Source organism: Mesorhizobium sp. WSM4837 (genome assembly GCF_055811435.1).
Map to the genome: position 1 here is coordinate 62,039 of NZ_JBVVQE010000024.1, position 17,119 is coordinate 79,157.

The 17,119-nt window shown below is 58.8% G+C and carries 16 protein-coding genes and 1 pseudogene; 8 read left to right on the forward strand and 9 right to left on the reverse strand.

All coding sequences use genetic code 11. The features are described from left to right. Positions 1-6 precede the first annotated feature (6 nt). From hisD to AC0L3D_RS16340, 6 genes are all read right to left on the reverse strand, one after another. On the reverse strand, positions 7-1,329 hold the full coding sequence (hisD, locus tag AC0L3D_RS16315) for a histidinol dehydrogenase (protein ID WP_031255121.1): 1,323 nt from the start codon (positions 1,327-1,329) through the stop codon (positions 7-9). 34 nt (positions 1,330-1,363) lie between these two features. Further along, positions 1,364-2,164 (reverse strand): ABC transporter permease, encoded by an 801-nt coding sequence (locus AC0L3D_RS16320; RefSeq protein WP_027156432.1) that lies wholly within the window; start codon positions 2,162-2,164, stop codon positions 1,364-1,366. Next, positions 2,161-3,105 carry an ABC transporter permease gene (locus AC0L3D_RS16325; RefSeq protein ID WP_473645049.1) on the reverse strand — a complete coding sequence of 315 codons (945 nt, stop codon included), beginning with the start codon at positions 3,103-3,105 and terminating at the stop codon, positions 2,161-2,163. Before AC0L3D_RS16325 ends, AC0L3D_RS16320 begins: the two co-directional genes overlap by 4 nt. Positions 3,106-3,171: 66 nt before the next feature. Next, positions 3,172-4,278 carry an ABC transporter substrate-binding protein gene (locus AC0L3D_RS16330; protein WP_473645051.1) on the reverse strand — a complete coding sequence of 369 codons (1,107 nt, stop codon included), beginning with the start codon at positions 4,276-4,278 and terminating at the stop codon, positions 3,172-3,174. 35 nt (positions 4,279-4,313) lie between these two features. After that, the gene (locus AC0L3D_RS16335; RefSeq protein ID WP_473626634.1) at positions 4,314-5,378 is read right to left on the reverse strand and encodes an ABC transporter ATP-binding protein; all 1,065 of its coding nucleotides are present in this window, start codon (positions 5,376-5,378) and stop codon (positions 4,314-4,316) included. Between the two features lie 196 nt (positions 5,379-5,574). Continuing rightward, positions 5,575-6,348: an SDR family NAD(P)-dependent oxidoreductase gene (locus AC0L3D_RS16340; RefSeq protein WP_473626580.1), complete on the reverse strand. Its 774-nt coding sequence runs from the start codon at positions 6,346-6,348 to the stop codon at positions 5,575-5,577. Between the two features lie 122 nt (positions 6,349-6,470). On the opposite strand from AC0L3D_RS16340, the pseudogene AC0L3D_RS16345 reads away from it, so the two are divergent. Then, positions 6,471-6,739: pseudogene (locus AC0L3D_RS16345) on the forward strand (plasmid stabilization protein). A gap of 152 nt (positions 6,740-6,891) precedes the next feature. On the opposite strand, the gene AC0L3D_RS16350 reads toward AC0L3D_RS16345, so the two are convergent. After that, positions 6,892-7,134 (reverse strand): hypothetical protein, encoded by a 243-nt coding sequence (locus AC0L3D_RS16350; RefSeq protein WP_473626581.1) that lies wholly within the window; start codon positions 7,132-7,134, stop codon positions 6,892-6,894. A gap of 527 nt (positions 7,135-7,661) precedes the next feature. Here AC0L3D_RS16350 and AC0L3D_RS16355 point away from each other — a divergent pair. The 3 genes from AC0L3D_RS16355 to AC0L3D_RS16365 all read left to right on the forward strand — a co-directional run bounded on the left by AC0L3D_RS16355 (position 7,662) and on the right by AC0L3D_RS16365 (position 9,761). Then, positions 7,662-8,288, forward strand: a complete 627-nt coding sequence (locus tag AC0L3D_RS16355; RefSeq protein ID WP_473626582.1) for a transglutaminase-like cysteine peptidase — start codon at positions 7,662-7,664, stop codon at positions 8,286-8,288. 300 nt (positions 8,289-8,588) lie between these two features. Then, positions 8,589-9,326 (forward strand): TylF/MycF/NovP-related O-methyltransferase, encoded by a 738-nt coding sequence (locus AC0L3D_RS16360; RefSeq protein ID WP_036264615.1) that lies wholly within the window; start codon positions 8,589-8,591, stop codon positions 9,324-9,326. A gap of 306 nt (positions 9,327-9,632) precedes the next feature. After that, complete coding sequence (locus AC0L3D_RS16365) at positions 9,633-9,761, forward strand: hypothetical protein (protein ID WP_473626583.1); 129 nt, start codon at positions 9,633-9,635, stop codon at positions 9,759-9,761. A gap of 465 nt (positions 9,762-10,226) precedes the next feature. Here AC0L3D_RS16365 and AC0L3D_RS16370 read toward each other — a convergent pair whose 3' ends face one another. After that, positions 10,227-10,472 (reverse strand): class I SAM-dependent methyltransferase, encoded by a 246-nt coding sequence (locus AC0L3D_RS16370; RefSeq protein ID WP_473645053.1) that lies wholly within the window; start codon positions 10,470-10,472, stop codon positions 10,227-10,229. Between the two features lie 173 nt (positions 10,473-10,645). Next, entirely contained in the window at positions 10,646-11,578 is a 933-nt protein-coding gene (locus tag AC0L3D_RS16375) for a GSCFA domain-containing protein (RefSeq protein ID WP_473533787.1), read from the reverse strand. Positions 11,579-11,883: 305 nt separating this feature from the next. Here AC0L3D_RS16375 and AC0L3D_RS16380 point away from each other — a divergent pair, with 305 nt between their 5' ends. The 4 genes from AC0L3D_RS16380 (at position 11,884) to AC0L3D_RS16395 (ending at position 17,098) form a co-directional block, all read left to right on the forward strand. After that, complete coding sequence (locus tag AC0L3D_RS16380) at positions 11,884-12,657, forward strand: FkbM family methyltransferase (protein ID WP_473626586.1); 774 nt, start codon at positions 11,884-11,886, stop codon at positions 12,655-12,657. Positions 12,658-12,818: 161 nt separating this feature from the next. Then, positions 12,819-13,799, forward strand: coding sequence for a glycosyltransferase family 2 protein (locus AC0L3D_RS16385; RefSeq protein ID WP_473626587.1), 981 nt, complete (start codon positions 12,819-12,821; stop codon positions 13,797-13,799). 461 nt (positions 13,800-14,260) lie between these two features. Further along, positions 14,261-15,913, forward strand: coding sequence for an ABC transporter ATP-binding protein (locus tag AC0L3D_RS16390; protein WP_473626635.1), 1,653 nt, complete (start codon positions 14,261-14,263; stop codon positions 15,911-15,913). Between the two features lie 6 nt (positions 15,914-15,919). Beyond that, on the forward strand, positions 15,920-17,098 hold the full coding sequence (locus tag AC0L3D_RS16395; RefSeq protein ID WP_473626589.1) for a glycosyltransferase family 9 protein: 1,179 nt from the start codon (positions 15,920-15,922) through the stop codon (positions 17,096-17,098). Positions 17,099-17,119 lie beyond the last annotated feature (21 nt).

Genomic DNA, 17,119 nt, shown 5'->3' on the forward strand with positions numbered 1-17,119 from the left:
CATCCGCTACCGCGCCAGATATCGGTCGCGCACGTCGGAGACGGCGTGTTCATGCGAGGAGAAGCCTTCATAACGGGCAAGTGTGCGGGCATGGCGCGCGAATTCCGGATAGGCCGCTTCCGTCACGTAGCCGATCGAAGAGCGCTTGACGAAATCCGTGACCGAGAGCGGTCCACAAGTACGCGCCCAGCGACTGGTCGGCAGCACGGCGTTGGGGCCCAGCCCGAAATTGCCGATCGAGACCGGCGTGTGCGGTCCCATCAGGATCTCTGCAGCTTCGGTGATGTGGCCAAGGTGCGCGAAGGGGTCGGTGGAGAGGATCTCCAGGTGCTCCGGTGCGTAGTCGTTGATGAAGCGGTAGCTCTCCTCGATCGAGGCCGTCAGCACAATGCCGCCACAGGCGCCGGTCAGGACCGCGGTTGAGAACGCGACCCGTTGCTCGGTCATGCGCGCCCAGTGCTCCGGCAGCGCGGCCAGTGCCTCCTCCGCCACGCGGCGGCTGTGGGTCACCAGATAGGCAGACGAGTCCGGTCCGTGCTCCGCCTCGATGAGGAGGTCGAGCGCGGCCAGCCCGCCATGCACGCTGTCGTCGGCGAGGATGATCGCTTCAGACGGGCCGGCGGGAAGGCCAGGATCGATGACGCCGGCAAGCAGCCGCTTGGCCGCAACCACCCAGGGGCTGCCTGGACCGACAATCTTGAGCGCGGCCGTGATCGTCTCTGTGCCGTAGGCGACCGCGGCGACCGCCTGCGCGCCGCCGCATTTGTAGACCGTTTCGACGCCGGCGAGGCGCGCCGCAACCAGCGTCGCTGCGTCCACCGAACCATCGGGCGCCGGCGGCGTGACGATGGCAAGCTCCGGAACGCCCGCCACCACTGCGGGCACTGCGGTCATCATCGTCACCGAAGGGAACGCCCCTTTGCCGCGCGGGACATAGAGCGCCACCGAGCGGATCGGCGTGAAGCGGTCGCCGGCAAAGGCGCCGGGCCGCATTTCCTTGAGCCACATCGCTTCCGGTTTCTGCTCTTCGTGGAAATGCCGGATGTTGTCGATGCCGAAGCGAATGGCGGCGATCACGTCCTCGTCGACCATGCCGAAGGCGGCGTCGAACTCGGCGGGGCTGACCTTCAGTCGCGTGGCATCGAGATCTGCCTTGTCAAAGTCGCGGGCGAAGCGAACGAGCGCGGCGTCGCCTTCTGTTCGGACCGCCTCGATGATCGGCGCGGCCTTCTCCATAAAGCCAGAGAGATCGGTCTCTGAGCGCCGCATCAATGCCGAACGAGCGGCGGCGTCGAGTTGTCTCAAATCGTGGAATGATACGTTTGGCATAGGATTTCCTTTGCGGCCGACGAGCCGGCTTTCCTCATTTCGATTTCAGGAAGATGTCGAGCCCGACCAGCCTGTCGAGCAGGAAAACGGCGACAGCCGAGCAGGCGATGAAGACCACGGAGATCGCGGCGAGATCCGGCGTGATGATCGAGCGGATGGAGTTGTAGATCAGCACCGGCAGCGTCACGATGCGGGCATCGACGAGCAGCAGGCTGACCAGGAACTCGTTGAGCGCCAGGATGAACATCAGCAGCGAGCCGGTGATCACCCCTGGCATGACCGCCGGCAAGGTGACGGAGAAGAACACCTGGAGCGGCGGCGCGCCGCAATTGGCGGCGGCCAGTTCAAGATCCGGGTCAAGCCCGGTGGCGCTCGCCGTCACCGCCCAGATCATGAAGGGCAGGTTGATGACGCAGCAGGCGATGCCGACCGGCCAGAGCTGGCCGAGAATGCCGGCGTTGCCGAAGATCAGCATGAGGCCGATGCCCGATCCGATCAGCGGGATGGTGAATGGCAGCAGCAGGTAGATCTGGATCGTCTTCTCAAAACGAACCGCATATTTCGCCAGCGCGATGCCCGCCAGCGTGCCCACTGGAATGGCAACGATCGTACAGACCGTCGCGACCTGGAGCGTGCGCAGGAAAGCATTGCGCAGGTCGGAGGCCTGCGAAATACGCGCGTACCACCGCAGCGACAGTCCATCCGGCGGAAACGTGATGATGTTGCCGCCGGTAAACGAAGCGCCGAGCACAACGATCGTCGGCGCCGAAAGCGTCACCAGGGCGATCGTCACCAGGGTCCACAGGACAATCGATTTGCTGCGCGAGCCGCTCACGCCCGCGACCTCCCCATGGCGAGCGTTCCGGCTCCAAACAGCGCGAACACCAAGCCGACAAGGATTGACCCGAGCGCGACCAGCATAAGCGCCAGCATCGCGCCGAGACCCTGGTCGGAGGTGCGGAAGAACTGGTCGTAGATGGCGTTGGCGATGAAATCCTGCGAGCCGCCGCCAAGGATCGCAGGGACTGCGAAATCGGTGAGCGAAAGCGTCAGCACCACCACGCCGGCGCCGACGAAGCCTGGACGAGCGAGTGGCAGCACGACGTGGATGAACGTGCGAACCCAGTTCGCGCCGAGCGATCCAGCGGCTGCCTCGAGCTCTTCGGGAATGGCGGTGAGTGCCGGCGCCAGCATCAGTACGGCAAACGGCAGCATGTACTGGACGAGGCCGAACAGCACGGCGGGGTAGTTATAGATGAGCCGCATCGGGGCGACCCCGACAAGGCCGAGCGCCTCGTTCACCATGCCCTGGTTGCCGAGGATGATCAGCCAGCCATAGGCACGCACCACCTGGCCGATGAAGAACGGCAGGAACAGCGCAATCAGCAGGAATTTGCGCAATCCCGGCGAACGCGTGCGCACCATCAGATAGGCGTAGGGAAAGGCGAAGACGAGCGTCACCGCGGTGACGATCAGGGCGGCAACGAGGCTGCGCTGCGCGACGACCAGGAACAGTGGCTCGGTCAGCGCGCGGCGGAAATTGGCGATGGAATAGTCGTCGGAGAACTGGAAGGTGGTGGTGTCGAGCGTGCGCAGGCTGGCATCCGCGATCTGGATGAGACCAAGCACGAGCAGCCCGACAAGCAGCACCGCCGGAAGCAGCATCAGATAGGGCGTAGCGCGCCTGAACCGCGCCGGCCAGGTAGCGGCGGCAACGCCTTCCAACGCATCCATGATGTGCCATGTCAGGGGATAGGCTGTCCTGGCTGCCCGCATGAAAAATCCGTATCCGACGTCGTGAAGGAACCGGTGCCGCACGAGCGCAGCACCGGCCGACCGGCGTCAGCCCTGCATGATCGCCTTGAACTTGGAAAACCAGTCGCTCTCGTTCTCGACCTGGATCTTCGACGAGATGCGGATAAGGCGCTGGAAATCCGCTTCAGTGGTCGGATAGGACGGATCGCCCACCAGATCCTTGGGCGGCGTGAGGCCCGGCACCACGCCCGGCAAGCCAAGCCCGTCCAGCCAGATCTGCTGGGCTTCCTTGGTCAAGGCGTGATTGATGTACTGCTTGGCCCAGTAGAGTTCGTTTTCCGGCAGGCCCTTGGGGATCCACAGACCGTCAGTGTCAAATTTTGCACCCTCTTCCGGCACCACCCATTCGATTTTGACGCCGTTCTTGCGCGCCTCCCGGGCGTTGGTCGAGATGGTGCAGGCGGCGTCGATCTCGCCGTTCTGGAACCAGGTGGTGAAGTCGGGATCTTCGCCCAGCAGCGGCTGCTGTGCCTTCATCTTGGTGATGAAATCCCATGCCGGCTGCATGTTGCCGGGAATGTCCTCCAGCTTGCCACCACCGGCGACCTGGGCGGGGAAATGGAAGCCGATGCCGTCATTGTAGAAGGCAAGCCGACCCTTGAACTTCGGGTCGAGCAGATCTTTCCAGGACTTGGGCGGTCCATCCGGGAATGCCGCAGGCCGATAGGCAAGTACATAGACATAACCGTAGGTATTGACGATCGGGAAGCCTTCCAGGCCGGCCGGCTTGGCAAGGTCCGTCACATTGGCGAGGTTCGGCAGGTCGGAGAGGTCTTCCGTCACGCCGCGCAGTGCCGATTTCGTGGCATTGGTGGTGGTGTCCCAGTTGATATGGATCGGCGGGACGCGTTTCTGCGCCACGGCCGCCCAGACCTTGGGCTGAATCTCGTTGTCTTCGGTCAGGTCGTGACGGACAGCAATCCCCGTCATCTTGGTGAAGCTGTCGGACACGCCGGCCTTCAGGCTATCCACCCAGCTGCCGCCCCAGGCGCGCACGATGATCTCCGCCGGCTTTTCCGGTTCCTGCGCATAGGCGCCGCGCAGGCCGAGCGCTGAGGCGCCGCCGAGCGCAGCGGTGGCCTGAAGGAAGGTTCTGCGGGAAAGATGGGATAATGTCGGCTTAAAGCGCTTCATCTGCATTCTCCTCTGGGTTTGACCGGTCTCCGGTTCTATCGAAAAACAAGCATGTCCCTGGTGTTCCACCCCAGGAACACGCTTTCGCCTATGTCGAACTGCGTGTGCGCGGCGGGATCATGGTCGAAAACGCGAATGACCTCGTCGCCAATTGCGGCGCAGGCTACCTCGTAGACCATGCGCTCGCCTTCGAAGATGGTGTCGGTCACAGTCCCGGCCAGCATGCAATCAAGCTTCGACAGCTGCGCAGCATCGCCGGCGAGACGGATCTGTTCGGCGCGGATCGCTCCCGATGCCTTGTCGCCCTCGGCAGGCGGATTGACCGGATCGCCGACCTTTCCGGCAAGCATCAGATCACCCCGAACGATGGAAACATCGCCCATTTCCGATACGGCCCGTACCGTGCCGGCAATGAAATTGGTGACGCCGATGAAATTGGCGACGAAGGCGTTGCGTGGCTGGCGGTAGGTGTGGATCGGCCGTGCCTTCTGCTGGATCTCGCCCTGATCCATGACGACGATATCGTCGGAAACTACCAGCGCCTCGCGCTGGTCGTGGGTGACATTGATCGTGGTGACGCCGAGCTCACGCTGGATGCGGCGGAATTCAAGCTGCATTTCCTCGCGCAGCTTGCGGTCGAGTGCGGCGAGCGGCTCGTCGAGAAGCAGCAGGTCGGGCTCAAACACCAGCGCGCGCGCAATCGCGACGCGCTGCTGCTGCCCGCCGGACAGTTCGTGAATGCGCCTGCCGCCATAGCCTCCGAGCCGCACCAGAGCCAGATATCGCTCGACGCGGTCGGGAATGGTGCGTGCGTCGCGCCGACGCATCTTCAGCGGGAAGGCGACATTCTCGGCCGCCGTCATATGAGGAAACAAGGCAAGTCTCTGAAAGACCATACCGATCGACCGCTTGTGCGGTGGCACCGCGCTCACCGCTTCACCGTTGATGAAGATCTCGCCGCTGCTCGGGGTCTGGAACCCGGCGATCATCCGCAGGAGGGTTGTCTTGCCGGACCCAGACGGCCCGAGAATGGTGAGAAACCGGCCCTTCGGCAGATCGAAGGACACGTTCTTGACGGCTTGAACCCCATCGAAGTCCATCCCGACGTTGCGGGCCGTGACGGCGATTTCCCTGTCGCCTTCCGCTTCGTGCGAAGCTGCGGCCCGAAAACGCTCCTGCATTGTGGTTCCCCATTTGTCGCCGGTCGCATGCAAGGACGTCCAGCGTGTCAGGTGGTATATACAACCATATACAAGCTCGGTCTACACAGTCCTCGTTGCGCCGCATCTCAGTCGCTCAGATGGATGCGAGAAAGCCGCCGTCGACCGGAATGCAATGCCCGGTGACATAGGCGGATGCCCCGCTCGCCAAAAACACAACAGCTCCGGCCAAGTCCTGCATCGTGCCGAAGCGCCGCTGCGGGATCTTGGCCAGCATCGCAGTCTGCCAATCGGGATCCTGATAAAAGGCGTCCGTCATCGCCGTATGGAAATACCCCGGAGCGATGGCGTTGACGCGGATGCCGAGCGATGCCCATTCCGCGGCGAGTGCGCGGGTCATGCCCAGAAGCCCGGACTTGGACGAGCCGTAGGGTACCGCGGTCGGAATGCCGACATAGGAGGTCAGCGAGCAAAGATTGATGATCGCGCCACCGCTGTTGTCGTCAGCCATCCGCCGCGCCGCAGCCTGCGCGCAGAAGAAGGCGCCCTTCAGATTGGTCGATACGATGCGGTCCCATACCGCCTCGTCCACGTCGAGCGAGGGCTGGACTTTTTCGTAGCCGGCGTTGTTGACCAGAATGTCGAGCCCACCAAAGGCATCCGCCACCTCGTCGACCACCACGCGGATGCGATCGGTGTCGAGCACGTCGAGAGACCGGCAAAGCGACCTTCGCCGATGTGCGCTAATTCGGTCCGCCGTTTCACGAAGGGAATTTTCGTCGCGGGCGGTCACCGCCACATCGGCACCGGCCGCCGAGAGCGCCTCCGCCATGGCCTGGCCGATGCCGCGGCTGGCGCCCGTCACCAGCGCCTTTTTTCCGGTCAGGTCGAACAGGCGAGCGGCGTTCATGGCGGTTTCCTGCATTCCCGAAAAAAACCATGCGGTCGGATTGGAAACGAACACCAGTTGCGGCCGGTTGTCTATACATCTTGCGCTATTGCGGGGTGCCACTAAGACGGCGCGGCGCCGGTTTGCGGCGATCGCTTGAACGACGGCATCCCGGATGGCACCGGCTGGCTCGGCGCGAGAACCGCTCGATCGCCGAGTCGTTGAGCGCGCGCTGGAATCCCATGAGGACCGGCAAGCCGGTCGTGAGCCGGCGTCGACGTTCTACCCGCGTATCGCTAGCGCTTATGGCGTCGAAATCGACCTTGAAGCAGCGATCCGGGGCGCTCGGCAGGTTGATGCGGAGCTTTGTTCTTCCCTGCTGCCAAGGTCATTTCCGAGACGCCTGCCGTGATCCCATGGTTGTTCGCCATGGCGCCTCGACACGCTCGCCTGAGACATTGAATTCACCCTATCGGCGCGATTTTCCCGGGCGCCCTTGTCCAACCACCCCCGCTGAATGCGGGGTGATTGGACAATTTTGCATGGGAGGAAAAGTTCAGCGCATCAACGGCTGCCCGCCCATGGCGCACGACCCCCAAGGACCTTGCCGGGCTGTGGCTGTTCTTCTTTCGGAGCGACCATCGGTTGAGGCAAGGAAGCCGTGTGACTGGTATCCAAGGTCATTCCGCTGTTGTCGACGCCAGTAGGGAAGCCGCGGGTTGGATCGCGGTCCGGGTTTTGATTGGCAGCGAGCGAGACTCCTGTCGACAGGGCGAGGAGGGCGATAGCGGTTACAAGTTTGTTCATCGTACTGTTCCTTTCAATAACGAGCAGACCCGCCGACGGCGGCTCGCGCGGAATTGACTCCTGCTTTGCGAAATCCTGTCGGCTCTCTGTCTCGCCATCATGACGAGGCTCCCTGCTCACGGATGAAACTAGGCTGAGCCTGTCGCAGAGATTTGCCCGAGTGCTATCGAAGTGTATCCGAATGTATGAGAATCCATGCGAGGTCCCGCAGCTCTTGGACTTCGACAAATTTGGCTACAATTTTTTTTGGCCGCCTGTCGGCGTTTGCGCGGCCAGATACCTGTCGGGCGCCGTCATCAGGTCCAGGTAAGCGGAACTGCCGAAGAACGCCGATGACGTAAAAGCGGGACAATTCCCCTGATCGGGTGAACGCATAATTTGCTGATCGGGCGACCGTGCGGCGCCCACCATCAGGTGGTTCGCGACCGTCGCTTTAAATTGTGCGGCGGCTGTGTTGATGCGCTTATGAAATGATGGTAACGCGGTATTAAAGATTGTTTCGGGTTGTTACCTCTGGGGCGGGGCGAATGGGATTGGTGGTACCGCGGGCATGGCTGTGTGCCGGCCTACTGATAGGCTTGATGATGTCCGCGACGCCGATGGAGAAGGCTTCGGCCGACGTCGTGCCTGGCGCCATGGCCACCGGGCAGCCAACCTCCATCCCTGTCGGCTACATCGAATTCTGCAGACGGCGGGCCGCGGAGTGCGCAATACGATCAGGCAAGAGCGCTCCAGTCCTTCTGTCCGCGGGCATGGAAGGCAAGCTCGCCTCCGTCAACAAGCTGGTGAACAGATCGATCAGGCCCGCGAGCGATTTGGACGTTCACGGCATGATGGAATTCTGGTCCTATCCTGACCACGCGCTCGGCGACTGCGAGGATTATGTCCTGCTCAAGCGCCAGTTGCTCAGGCAGAAGGGCATATCGCTGTCGAACCTTCTGATCACCGTCGTCAGGAAGCAGGACGGCGAGGGGCACGCGGTGCTGACCGTCAAGACCGACAAAGGCGACTATGTGCTCGACAACCTCAATGACGATGTGAAGCCTTGGTCGGTAACTGGATATCGATTCATAAAAAGGCAGTCGTCTACGCATACCGGGCGCTGGGTCGCGATAATCGAACACCCCGATGTACTGGTCGGGGCAGTCGACTGAACCTCCCGAATTAGCGGATCGACAATGCCTGGCGCTGGCGCTCATGCCGGAGAACGGCCAGGATGCCCGGCTGCGCGCCTGTTCCGCACCGGCCCAGGCACATGACCCGTGATCTTGAGTCGCACTGCATGGGCGTTCCATTCCAGGCATAGGCTTATTACGAGCACCGGGAAGCGCTCCTTGCGGCGCTCGATAAGCTAATGTCCCTCAGCCGGAACTCGATTTCATTCCGCGCCTGATGCCGGTAGAGCTTTCTCTTCTGCCCGTGTTATGGACATGTCGAATGCTGGAGGATACAGGATGAAATTGAGAGACGCGGCACTTGCTGTCATTTCGAAAAAACGCAGAGGCGTGGCCTGGTATAAGGTCTCTCAGAAGAAGGCCGACAAATACGGTTTCTATGTTTATTCCAGTCATATGGTCTGGAAAGACCAGCCGTTTTTCCGAAAGGCGCTGCAGCGGGTCAAAAACATCCGTGGGATTCCAGATCCCCGGGCTTTCGTCCTGCAAAGCTGCTTGCGATCGATCGAGCGTATCGACGGCGATGTGGCCGAATGCGGCGTAAGGCAAGGCCGGTCGACGATATTCATGCTGATGAGCGATCTTCGGCCACGGCACTACCACCTTTTTGACTCGTTCGCTGGCCTCTCGGAACCGACCGCAGAGGATCGCAAGCCAAACGGCCGAACGCCATGGAAGTCCGGCGATCTCAGCACCGACGAGAAGGTAGCCAGAGAGAATATTTCCGACTTCAGCAACACCACTTTTCATGTCGGATGGATACCGGAAACTCTTTCCAACGTATCTGACCGGCGTTTCGCCCTGGTCCATATTGACGTCGATCTTTACGAGCCGACACGTGACGCGCTCGCCTTCTTCTACGATCGGGTGTGCGCGAATGGCATGATCATATGTGACGACTACGGCTCTGCGCTCTGTCCTGGAGCCCGAAAGGCCTTTGATCAATTTTTCGAAAACCGCCCGGAAGGCATCATCGAACTTCCAACGGGGCAGGCGATTGTCGTAAAGGCAAGCTAGTGCGCGGCATTCCGCGTCAACCAGCCGCAGGTTCGCGCGGTGTTCAGCTTGCACAAACAGTCCCACGAAGAACTGGGGAAAACAGAAAAATTGCGCAACAAAAGTAGCAGCTATTGGGAAAAACTGGTGCGGTCGAGAATTGTCGCACTTTGAGGCAGGCAAAGGACTTAGCAGAGAAATGGCTCTCACCTCGTCCCTTGATTCCATTGCAGGACCCCGGCGGGGCGCCCGCACCCTTGAGCTACTTCAAGCAGCGAAAGATTCTCGCCCCTTGACGGTTGCCACGCCGGCTGCAGAATCTCTGGCATGACGCGGGAGATAGGCATTGGCGACGAGGTGGCTGTGACTGCCACGGTGCGCCGGCGTGTCACTGAGGGCGGCGTAAGCGTCTCGATCCCGAGCTACAATTTCCCGCATTCGAGACAGCACATCTAAAGGTCAAGCGCGGCCAGAAGATCGACCTTACCGGAGACACCCGGATAGACGATGAGGGCGTCAAGGTCACGATCGGACCTCGCGGTCACGGTCGACATTGGAACGGTCAGTCTGTGGCGAAATATCGGGCGCCAAAGCGCAAGGTGCCGCTGTGCGACAAGGCGGGCTGAACGCAACAAGCCCTAGTGGCGATGATAAGCCTGAACCGTGCAGCCGCGCGGCGACTGGTGGCGATGAGATAAGCTGAATCCAGCGCCCTCGATTAAAGACTGAAGACGAATATCTTTTTCTTTTGGAACCCGCGCCACTACGGTCTGTGCGCGGTTTATGATATCGGCAAAGATGCGATCAGCCTTATCCTGGCCCAATCCCCTGCGGACATGCTGGTAAACAGCGAGGAGCAGAACGACATCATAGCTGTCTCGGAGAACGGATGGAAGCTTTCGGCTCCCCAAGTTCATGGCATCAAATCGGCTTTCGACGCCAGATCCCAGAAAGATCGAGCGAGCCACGCCGATATGCGGGTTTCAGGATGTCGATGCCGTGGATGTAAGCCGGCCTATGCTTGGCGATTTCATAAGCGACGATGCCCATGTTGCAGCCGACGTCGAGGATCGTCTTGCCGGCGTAGTCTACCCCGCACGAAAACAGCCCGTCGAGGCGATCCTCCCACGTTCCTGCGAATTTCTTGCGGGTGTTCCAAAACAGCATGAATTAGCCTCTCGTGGCTGGATAGGTCGGCGGCGTTATATCGGTCAAGAGCGCGCTGTGCTAGTCTAGTTTCCGTCCACAAACGTCTAGCGCTGAATGGCTGCGGCTACTCTCCATCGACACGAAGAGACGATGTCACGGCGGCAAGGCACGGGGTGTCCGTACGATGACGCCTACGACGGAGCAAAGTACGCGTTGAAGAACTGTTCAACGATGTCGTCGACGACCGATCTCTTTACGTGCCGTAAGTCCTCTTCGTAGCTATGAGTGAGGCCTCCATAGGTGACAAGCTCGAATGAGGGAAGGTAATGGACATTGTCCCGTTCCCGGCAGACTTGACCAAGCACAGCCCGAAGAACGGATTTGCCTTCAGTGTTCGCCGTGACGACATCCGCGTCTTGAAACGTCCGAGCCAATGCAACCGGTGAGACTGTGAGAATTATCGGTGCATCGGGTTTGTGTTGACGGACCATGTCCACGGTAGCCATCACGTTGGCATAATTTTCCTGAAAGCTGCTGACGTGAAGCGTCGTTTCCTGCATTCCGCCTCCGCCACGATAAAGCGGTTTCTGTGCTGCTACCTTGCCACTGGCCCTGTTGATGAAGACCTCAGTCATTCCGAAGGTAAATATGAATGCTGTGGCCGCATCGAAGCCAACCCGCATCTCCCTGTTCATGCTCTCGATTACCTCTTTGAGAACTTCCGGAGATTTGGCGAGGATGAGACGGCGGTAGGGGTCCTGAAAGCAGATCGGACCCCAAGGCGCAGGTTTTTTGATCTGCCACCAGTCGTCATTGGCTTGATCCCACAAGCCGAGCATTTGCTCAATCTGAAGGCGAACAGTGAAGGTGTTATAGAAGTTCATATGCTCTCGCCCGGGCAGCTCATCTACAATGGCTTGCGCTGGGTCGAAACTGATATTTCTGTAAGACGGAACGCAGGCGACCTGCTTGCTTGTTAACGCAAGACGAATTTCCTCTGCAAAGCAACTTCCCATCGTGAAGAATATATCTTTTCGAGTGAATACTGCGTTTTTACGGATTGTAATGACGCCTGAACTGGAAAAATCGCCATACTTGTTATTCAGTTTGTCCGCAGCCGCCAAATGGATAGGTTGAATGTACCCGAGTCGCTTGCGGAGCCGAAGATACTTTCGTCGAACTCGCTCTAGCAATGTCACATCGCTCCATGATCGTCATAGTTGGCCGCTGACAGCAATGCCCGACGTTTAGCCCGCTTCCCCGCTGGCCGCAATCCGGCCGGCACGCCGCCAAAGCTCGCAATCACTGCCGTCATGCGGAAGCCCATTATCGTCGCAAACGCTCTCTTCAAAGCCAACCGAAAATAGGCCCCAAGTCCCGATCATTAAGCGACTACTCTAAAGGCACGCCAAGAATCGCGGCGACCCTGTTGCAGAGCAGCACCAAAATTGGCATAGAACGTCTCCCTCTCATCTGGATTTTGCGCATAGAGGATTTTGGTGCCGACGTTCAGTGGAGTCGACAGGATCTGTCGACAGGATCTTTTTGTGTGACTATGAACGTTAAATTGCTAAAATATCACGCTTACAGCCGTTGGTTCGGGCGTCCCTCATGGAATGCTTCGTATCTGTTCGGACGGGCCTGCCGGCGGCTGAAGCCAGGCGATATTGTCATAGATGCCGGCGCGAATCTGGGTGAGATCACCTCGGCCTTGGCCAAGACGGGCTCGACGGTTCATGCCTTCGAGCCAGACCCCTACACCTTCGAACGGCTGCGCAAGAACGTTGGAGCATTCAAAAATGTCCATCTGTATCAGCAGGCGCTTGCCGACCAATCCGGGACTGCGAAGCTCTACCGGTCACGTAAATTCAGTTCTGACCCAGACTTTTGGTCGCAATCCTCTTCCTTGTATGCGGACAAATCTAACATTTCGAAAGACGACTACACTGAGGTTGAACAGTTAAGCATAGTTGATTTCGTTAGAGAACTTGGATCTCCGGTGAGGATACTGAAGATTGATGTAGAGGGCGCGGAAGTGCCAATGCTCGAATCGATATTATCCTGTGGAATAATGAACAAGATCGATATGATCTTTGCCGAAACCCACGAGAAAAAAATCCCACAGCTTGCAGAACGTACGCGCGCGCTCCGCGAAGCAATCAAACGAGATTGGGCCAATAAAATCAACTTGGACTGGCACTAGTCATCTCCACTGGATGTTGACGAGTGGATCGCGCCTTCATAACCACCTTTGCCATCACCTATAACAAGTCGAGTGATGAGCGACGTTCGAAAAAACATGGCGATCCGAACATGGTCGCTGCGATCTTTGTGCGGACAGCCCCTTGAAATTTGTGAGCTCAAATGAAGAAAAGAAGCCAGTTTCATATTTTCCGTAGATCGATTGCCGACACAATTCAGTATAGATTTCGCAACGCGCTGAGGAAAGACGATTTAGAAGCGCGTGGAAATCTATCGCCAGTTTCTCAAAAAGAAATATTGCTTGTGTCAGTCGTCAGGAACGAATATCCTGAGATAATTCCATTCCTTGATCACTATCGATCGATCGGCGTTTCCAGATTTGCCATTGTCGATGACCGTTCTGAGGACGGGACACGGGAATTTCTGTTGAGCCAGCCAGATGTGGACGTATTCATCTCACGAAAGACCTATGGAGAAGCAGGGCGCGGAACTTTCTGGCGACAGGATATAATCCGCAGATACGGGTTCAACCGGTGGTACGTGATCGTGGATGCGGATGAATACCTGGTTTATGATGGCATGAATCGCCACGACCTGCATGACCTTGCCGGTTGGATCCGAAAAAGAGGCATGAAGCACTTGCTGGCGCCGATGATCGACATGTATCCAGCAGGAGACTTAAGGGACTTTCCGTTTGACCCAAAACGCGCTCCTTGGGAGATAGCCGATCATTTCGATGCTTCGGGATACGACTACACGACGAGCCCGCAAAATATCAAAATCCGAGGTGGCCCGAGAAGTCGGGTGTTTGGTACGCACACCCTAACGAAATATCCGTTCGTATACGGGGATCGATTGACGATCTTAAATTCAATTCACGCTCCGCTACCCTATTGGCGTAACCACGTGGAGAGTTATGGTGCTCTTCTTCATTTTAAGTTTTTCTCTAATTTTACGACGAAGGCTCAGGTCGCCGCCGATGAAGGCCAATATTGGAACGGTGCTTCAAAATACAAGGAATACCTTTCCGCCACTATCGACAAGCCGGACTTCAATGTGATGAGCGATATTTCGCAAAGCTATTCGGGTATTCAGGATATAATCGGTGCGGGCCTGACCCAAGCTATTTCTTGGAATGATTAGATCGCTAACCCGGTCCTTGGCTGCTCATCAATTCTGGCGGTTGGGAGCCCGATTTTGCCGGAGGCTCTATTCCAAAGCCCAGGCGATCATTCCTCTTGGACCCTTCGGAGAGTTGTGTATGCTCCCATGGTCACCGATCCCGTCAACGCGGGCTGGCATCCGGATTCGGCATTGACTGCACGTCCGAACAAAGTCACAGACAAGCAATCCGACATAGATTTATAGCAGATGTGCGAGCGGTGTCGCGAAAGTCGCATGGATCGGCAAAGGCCAACTGACACCGATGACACATCGCAGCAGGAAACCGAATGAGCGCAAAGAGACGAATTTCAGCGGCCTTGGCGTACCCGCTGGTCAAGCGCCTGATCCTCGAGAACCTGCCGCCGCACATAAAGCTGTATCTCGCCGGTTTGCTGTGCACGATTGCCGGTGCGGCGGCGACGTCCGGATTTGCCTGGATCATGCGCGACATGATCAACAGCATCTATATCGACAGGAACGCCGCCGCCGTTTGGGGTATCAGCGCGGCAATCATCGGACTTTCCGCTGTCAAGGGCATCGCGGCATACGGTCAAACCATTACGACCGGAAACGTCCGCAGGGCCATCGTGTCGGACCTCCAACACCGGCAGTTTTCCCGGGTGATGCGCCTCGACATTGGCCATTTCGTCAATCAGCATCCGGCCAAATTCATTTCCAAGATAATGTTCAATGCGCGCGCCGGTGCGTCCGTCATCATCACGCTGACGAGCAACACGGCCTCCGACGTTTTGACCCTGGTCGGACTGGCAAGCGTCATGGTCGTACAGGACCCGACCATGTCGCTTGTATCGGCGGCTGCTTTGCCGGTGATCTTCCTCTCGGTGAGCACGATCACGCGAAAGATCAAGTCGCTGGCAAGGGGCGAAACAGAGCTGGCGGCACAGGTTCAGTCGATCGGCACGGAAGCCATAGACGGCATTCGCACCATCAAATCGTTCCAGCTCGAGGAAAAGGCGATCGCCAGCTTCGCTAAGGCTGTCCGCAAGATGGAAAGGCGCGGCGTCCAGATCAACCGGACATCGGCGTTGATGAGTCCATTGATGGAGACAGGCGGTGGCTTCATTATCGGCCTTTTCCTCATTTATGCCAGTTGGCAGACCCTCGGCAACGGCAAGACCCCGGGCGAATTCATGGCCTTCATAACCGCCTTTCTGCTTGCCTATGAGCCCGCCAAGCGGCTCGCCCGGGTCAATGTCGACATCCAGAAGCAAATGGTTGCCGTCGAGCAGATGTATGATTTGATCGACACGCCCGAACAGCGACAACTCGCAACCGCAGGCGAGCACCTCACCGGCGCCGAGGGCGGTATCCGTTTTGAAGATGTGGCTTTCTCCTATGGCGGCAACAGCCCGGCGCTGCACGGTGTTTCCTTCGAGGTCCGACCTCGTGAGAAGCTGGCGATTGTTGGCCGCTCCGGCGCTGGCAAGACCACCATCGTCAATCTGATCCTGCGCCTGATGGAGCCGGACAGGGGCAGGATCTTCATCGACGACAAGGACATTGCGAAGATCAGCCTGGCCGACGTTCGCGACAATATCGCACTGGTGTCACAGGATATCTTCCTGTTCGAAGGTTCTATCCGTGACAACATTCGTGACGGACGCCCGAACGCCACGGATCAAGAAATCGATTCCGCGGCGGAACTCGCCCGGGTCACAAGTTTTGCTTCGAACCTTGAAAACGGGCTCGACACCCTGGTAGGGCCCGGCGGTACCAACCTGTCGGGCGGGCAGAAACAACGCGTTGCCATCGCGCGCGCCCTGCTCAAGGATGCGCCCGTGATTGTCTACGATGAAGCAACATCCGCGCTCGACGGCGAAAACGAACGGGCGGTCATGGAGGCTGCGTTCGACGATGCATTTCAGCGCACGGTGATCTGCATTGCGCACAGGCTTTCAACCATCAAGGCGGCCGATCGTATTCTGGTGTTTGACGCTGGCATCCTCGCGGACTCCGGGACTCATGACGAGCTCGCCAGGCGCAGCGAAATCTATCGCTCGATCTTCCATCTGGAAGCGTCCGCTTCGCTCGTCGAAGGCGGCAAAACGCTGCGGCAGAGCGTATTGCGCTGAAGGCCGATGACCAGTTTTTACCACGGTTCCTACATCCGGTATGTGATTGGTGGATTGGGCCTGCAGTTGCGCCGGTACACAAAGGCCGTGCGGACGCTGTTTGCCGGCTCCAAGCCTCGTTCCGTTCTTGAGCAGCAGGCCAAGGTCGACGCGCTGATTGCGCGCCGGGACTGGACAGGGCTTGAAGCAAGTACCAATGAAATGGCCATCATGGCCGATCGTGCCCGCGACCCCGAAATGATGCAGAAGGCAGGCCAGGCGTTCGAACGGCTGGGCAAGTTCGCACGGGCGGCCGAGCTTCGGCTTTCCGCTCGCCGGCAACGAAAAGGGAAAGGTGCCAACGAGTGGACTGGAGAAGACCTCGGCTCGGATACACTGCTGATCGATCTTGTAGAGGATGACCCTCGCAGCCTTGGCCGCGTTATCCGTCATGCGCGACTGGCCGGAGCCGCCGCTGCATGTGCGCAAAGCGCGACAATTCGGGTCGAGCCGCGCCTGGTATCGCTTGTACAGAGGACGTTCCCGAATGCGACCGTAGTCCCAGCGCAGCAGAATGTCGTTGGCGACAAATTTGCGACCTTCGAAAATCTCGCCTGGGTTTTCGGCCGCGATGCCGAAACACTTGCCGCCAATTTCGTGCCGCTGCGGGCAGATCCTGAACTCGTCGAAACATTCCGCAAGCGCTATCGCTCGATGACGGATCTGCCACTGGTGGGTCTGTCCTGGGGCAGCAAATCACACACCAAGGACGTGCCTGACTTCCCCGAATGGGCACGGTTCATCGCCCGCACACACGCGACGTTCGTTTCCCTCCAATACGGACAGATCAAGCCGGCGCTGCGGCGCCTGCGCAACGGCAATGACGCACGGCTTATCTATGACGACAGTGTCGACCAGATGCTTGATATGGACCGTTTCGCCGCGCAGATCGCCGCGCTCGATGCCGTCGTAACGATCAGTAATACGGCGGCCCATCTGTCCGGAGCACTCGGTGTTCCGACTATTTTCGTGATCGACGACAAGTTTCAGACAGCGTGGCCAGCGATTGGCGATCGAACGCCCTGGTATCCGAACGGCGTCGTCATGCGCAAGGAAGGACGTCCGTGGCCGGTGGTGCTCGACAACGTCGGCCGGCAGCTCTCGTCGATTCTGACGGCGCGTTCGACGCTGTCTAGCGATAGTTGAGGGTCGCTGTGCCGAGCAGAC

Bases quoted from the DNA above. Each gene is read 5' to 3' on its own strand.
- hisD (WP_031255121.1), bottom strand. From the start codon at position 1,329: ATGCCAAACGTATCATTCCACGATTTGAGACAACTCGACGCCGCCGCT.
- AC0L3D_RS16325 (WP_473645049.1), bottom strand. From the start codon at position 3,105: ATGCGGGCAGCCAGGACAGCCTATCCCCTGACATGGCACATCATGGAT.
- AC0L3D_RS16330 (WP_473645051.1), bottom strand. From the start codon at position 4,278: ATGAAGCGCTTTAAGCCGACATTATCCCATCTTTCCCGCAGAACCTTC.
- AC0L3D_RS16335 (WP_473626634.1), bottom strand. From the start codon at position 5,378: ATGGACTTCGATGGGGTTCAAGCCGTCAAGAACGTGTCCTTCGATCTG.
- AC0L3D_RS16340 (WP_473626580.1), bottom strand. From the start codon at position 6,348: ATGAACGCCGCTCGCCTGTTCGACCTGACCGGAAAAAAGGCGCTGGTG.
- AC0L3D_RS16350 (WP_473626581.1), bottom strand. From the start codon at position 7,134: ATGAACAAACTTGTAACCGCTATCGCCCTCCTCGCCCTGTCGACAGGA.
- AC0L3D_RS16355 (WP_473626582.1), top strand. From the start codon at position 7,662: ATGGGATTGGTGGTACCGCGGGCATGGCTGTGTGCCGGCCTACTGATA.
- AC0L3D_RS16360 (WP_036264615.1), top strand. From the start codon at position 8,589: ATGAAATTGAGAGACGCGGCACTTGCTGTCATTTCGAAAAAACGCAGA.
- AC0L3D_RS16365 (WP_473626583.1), top strand. From the start codon at position 9,633: ATGACGCGGGAGATAGGCATTGGCGACGAGGTGGCTGTGACTGCCACG.
- AC0L3D_RS16370 (WP_473645053.1), bottom strand. From the start codon at position 10,472: ATGCTGTTTTGGAACACCCGCAAGAAATTCGCAGGAACGTGGGAGGAT.
- AC0L3D_RS16385 (WP_473626587.1), top strand. From the start codon at position 12,819: ATGAAGAAAAGAAGCCAGTTTCATATTTTCCGTAGATCGATTGCCGAC.
- AC0L3D_RS16390 (WP_473626635.1), top strand. From the start codon at position 14,261: ATGCGCGACATGATCAACAGCATCTATATCGACAGGAACGCCGCCGCC.
- AC0L3D_RS16395 (WP_473626589.1), top strand. From the start codon at position 15,920: ATGACCAGTTTTTACCACGGTTCCTACATCCGGTATGTGATTGGTGGA.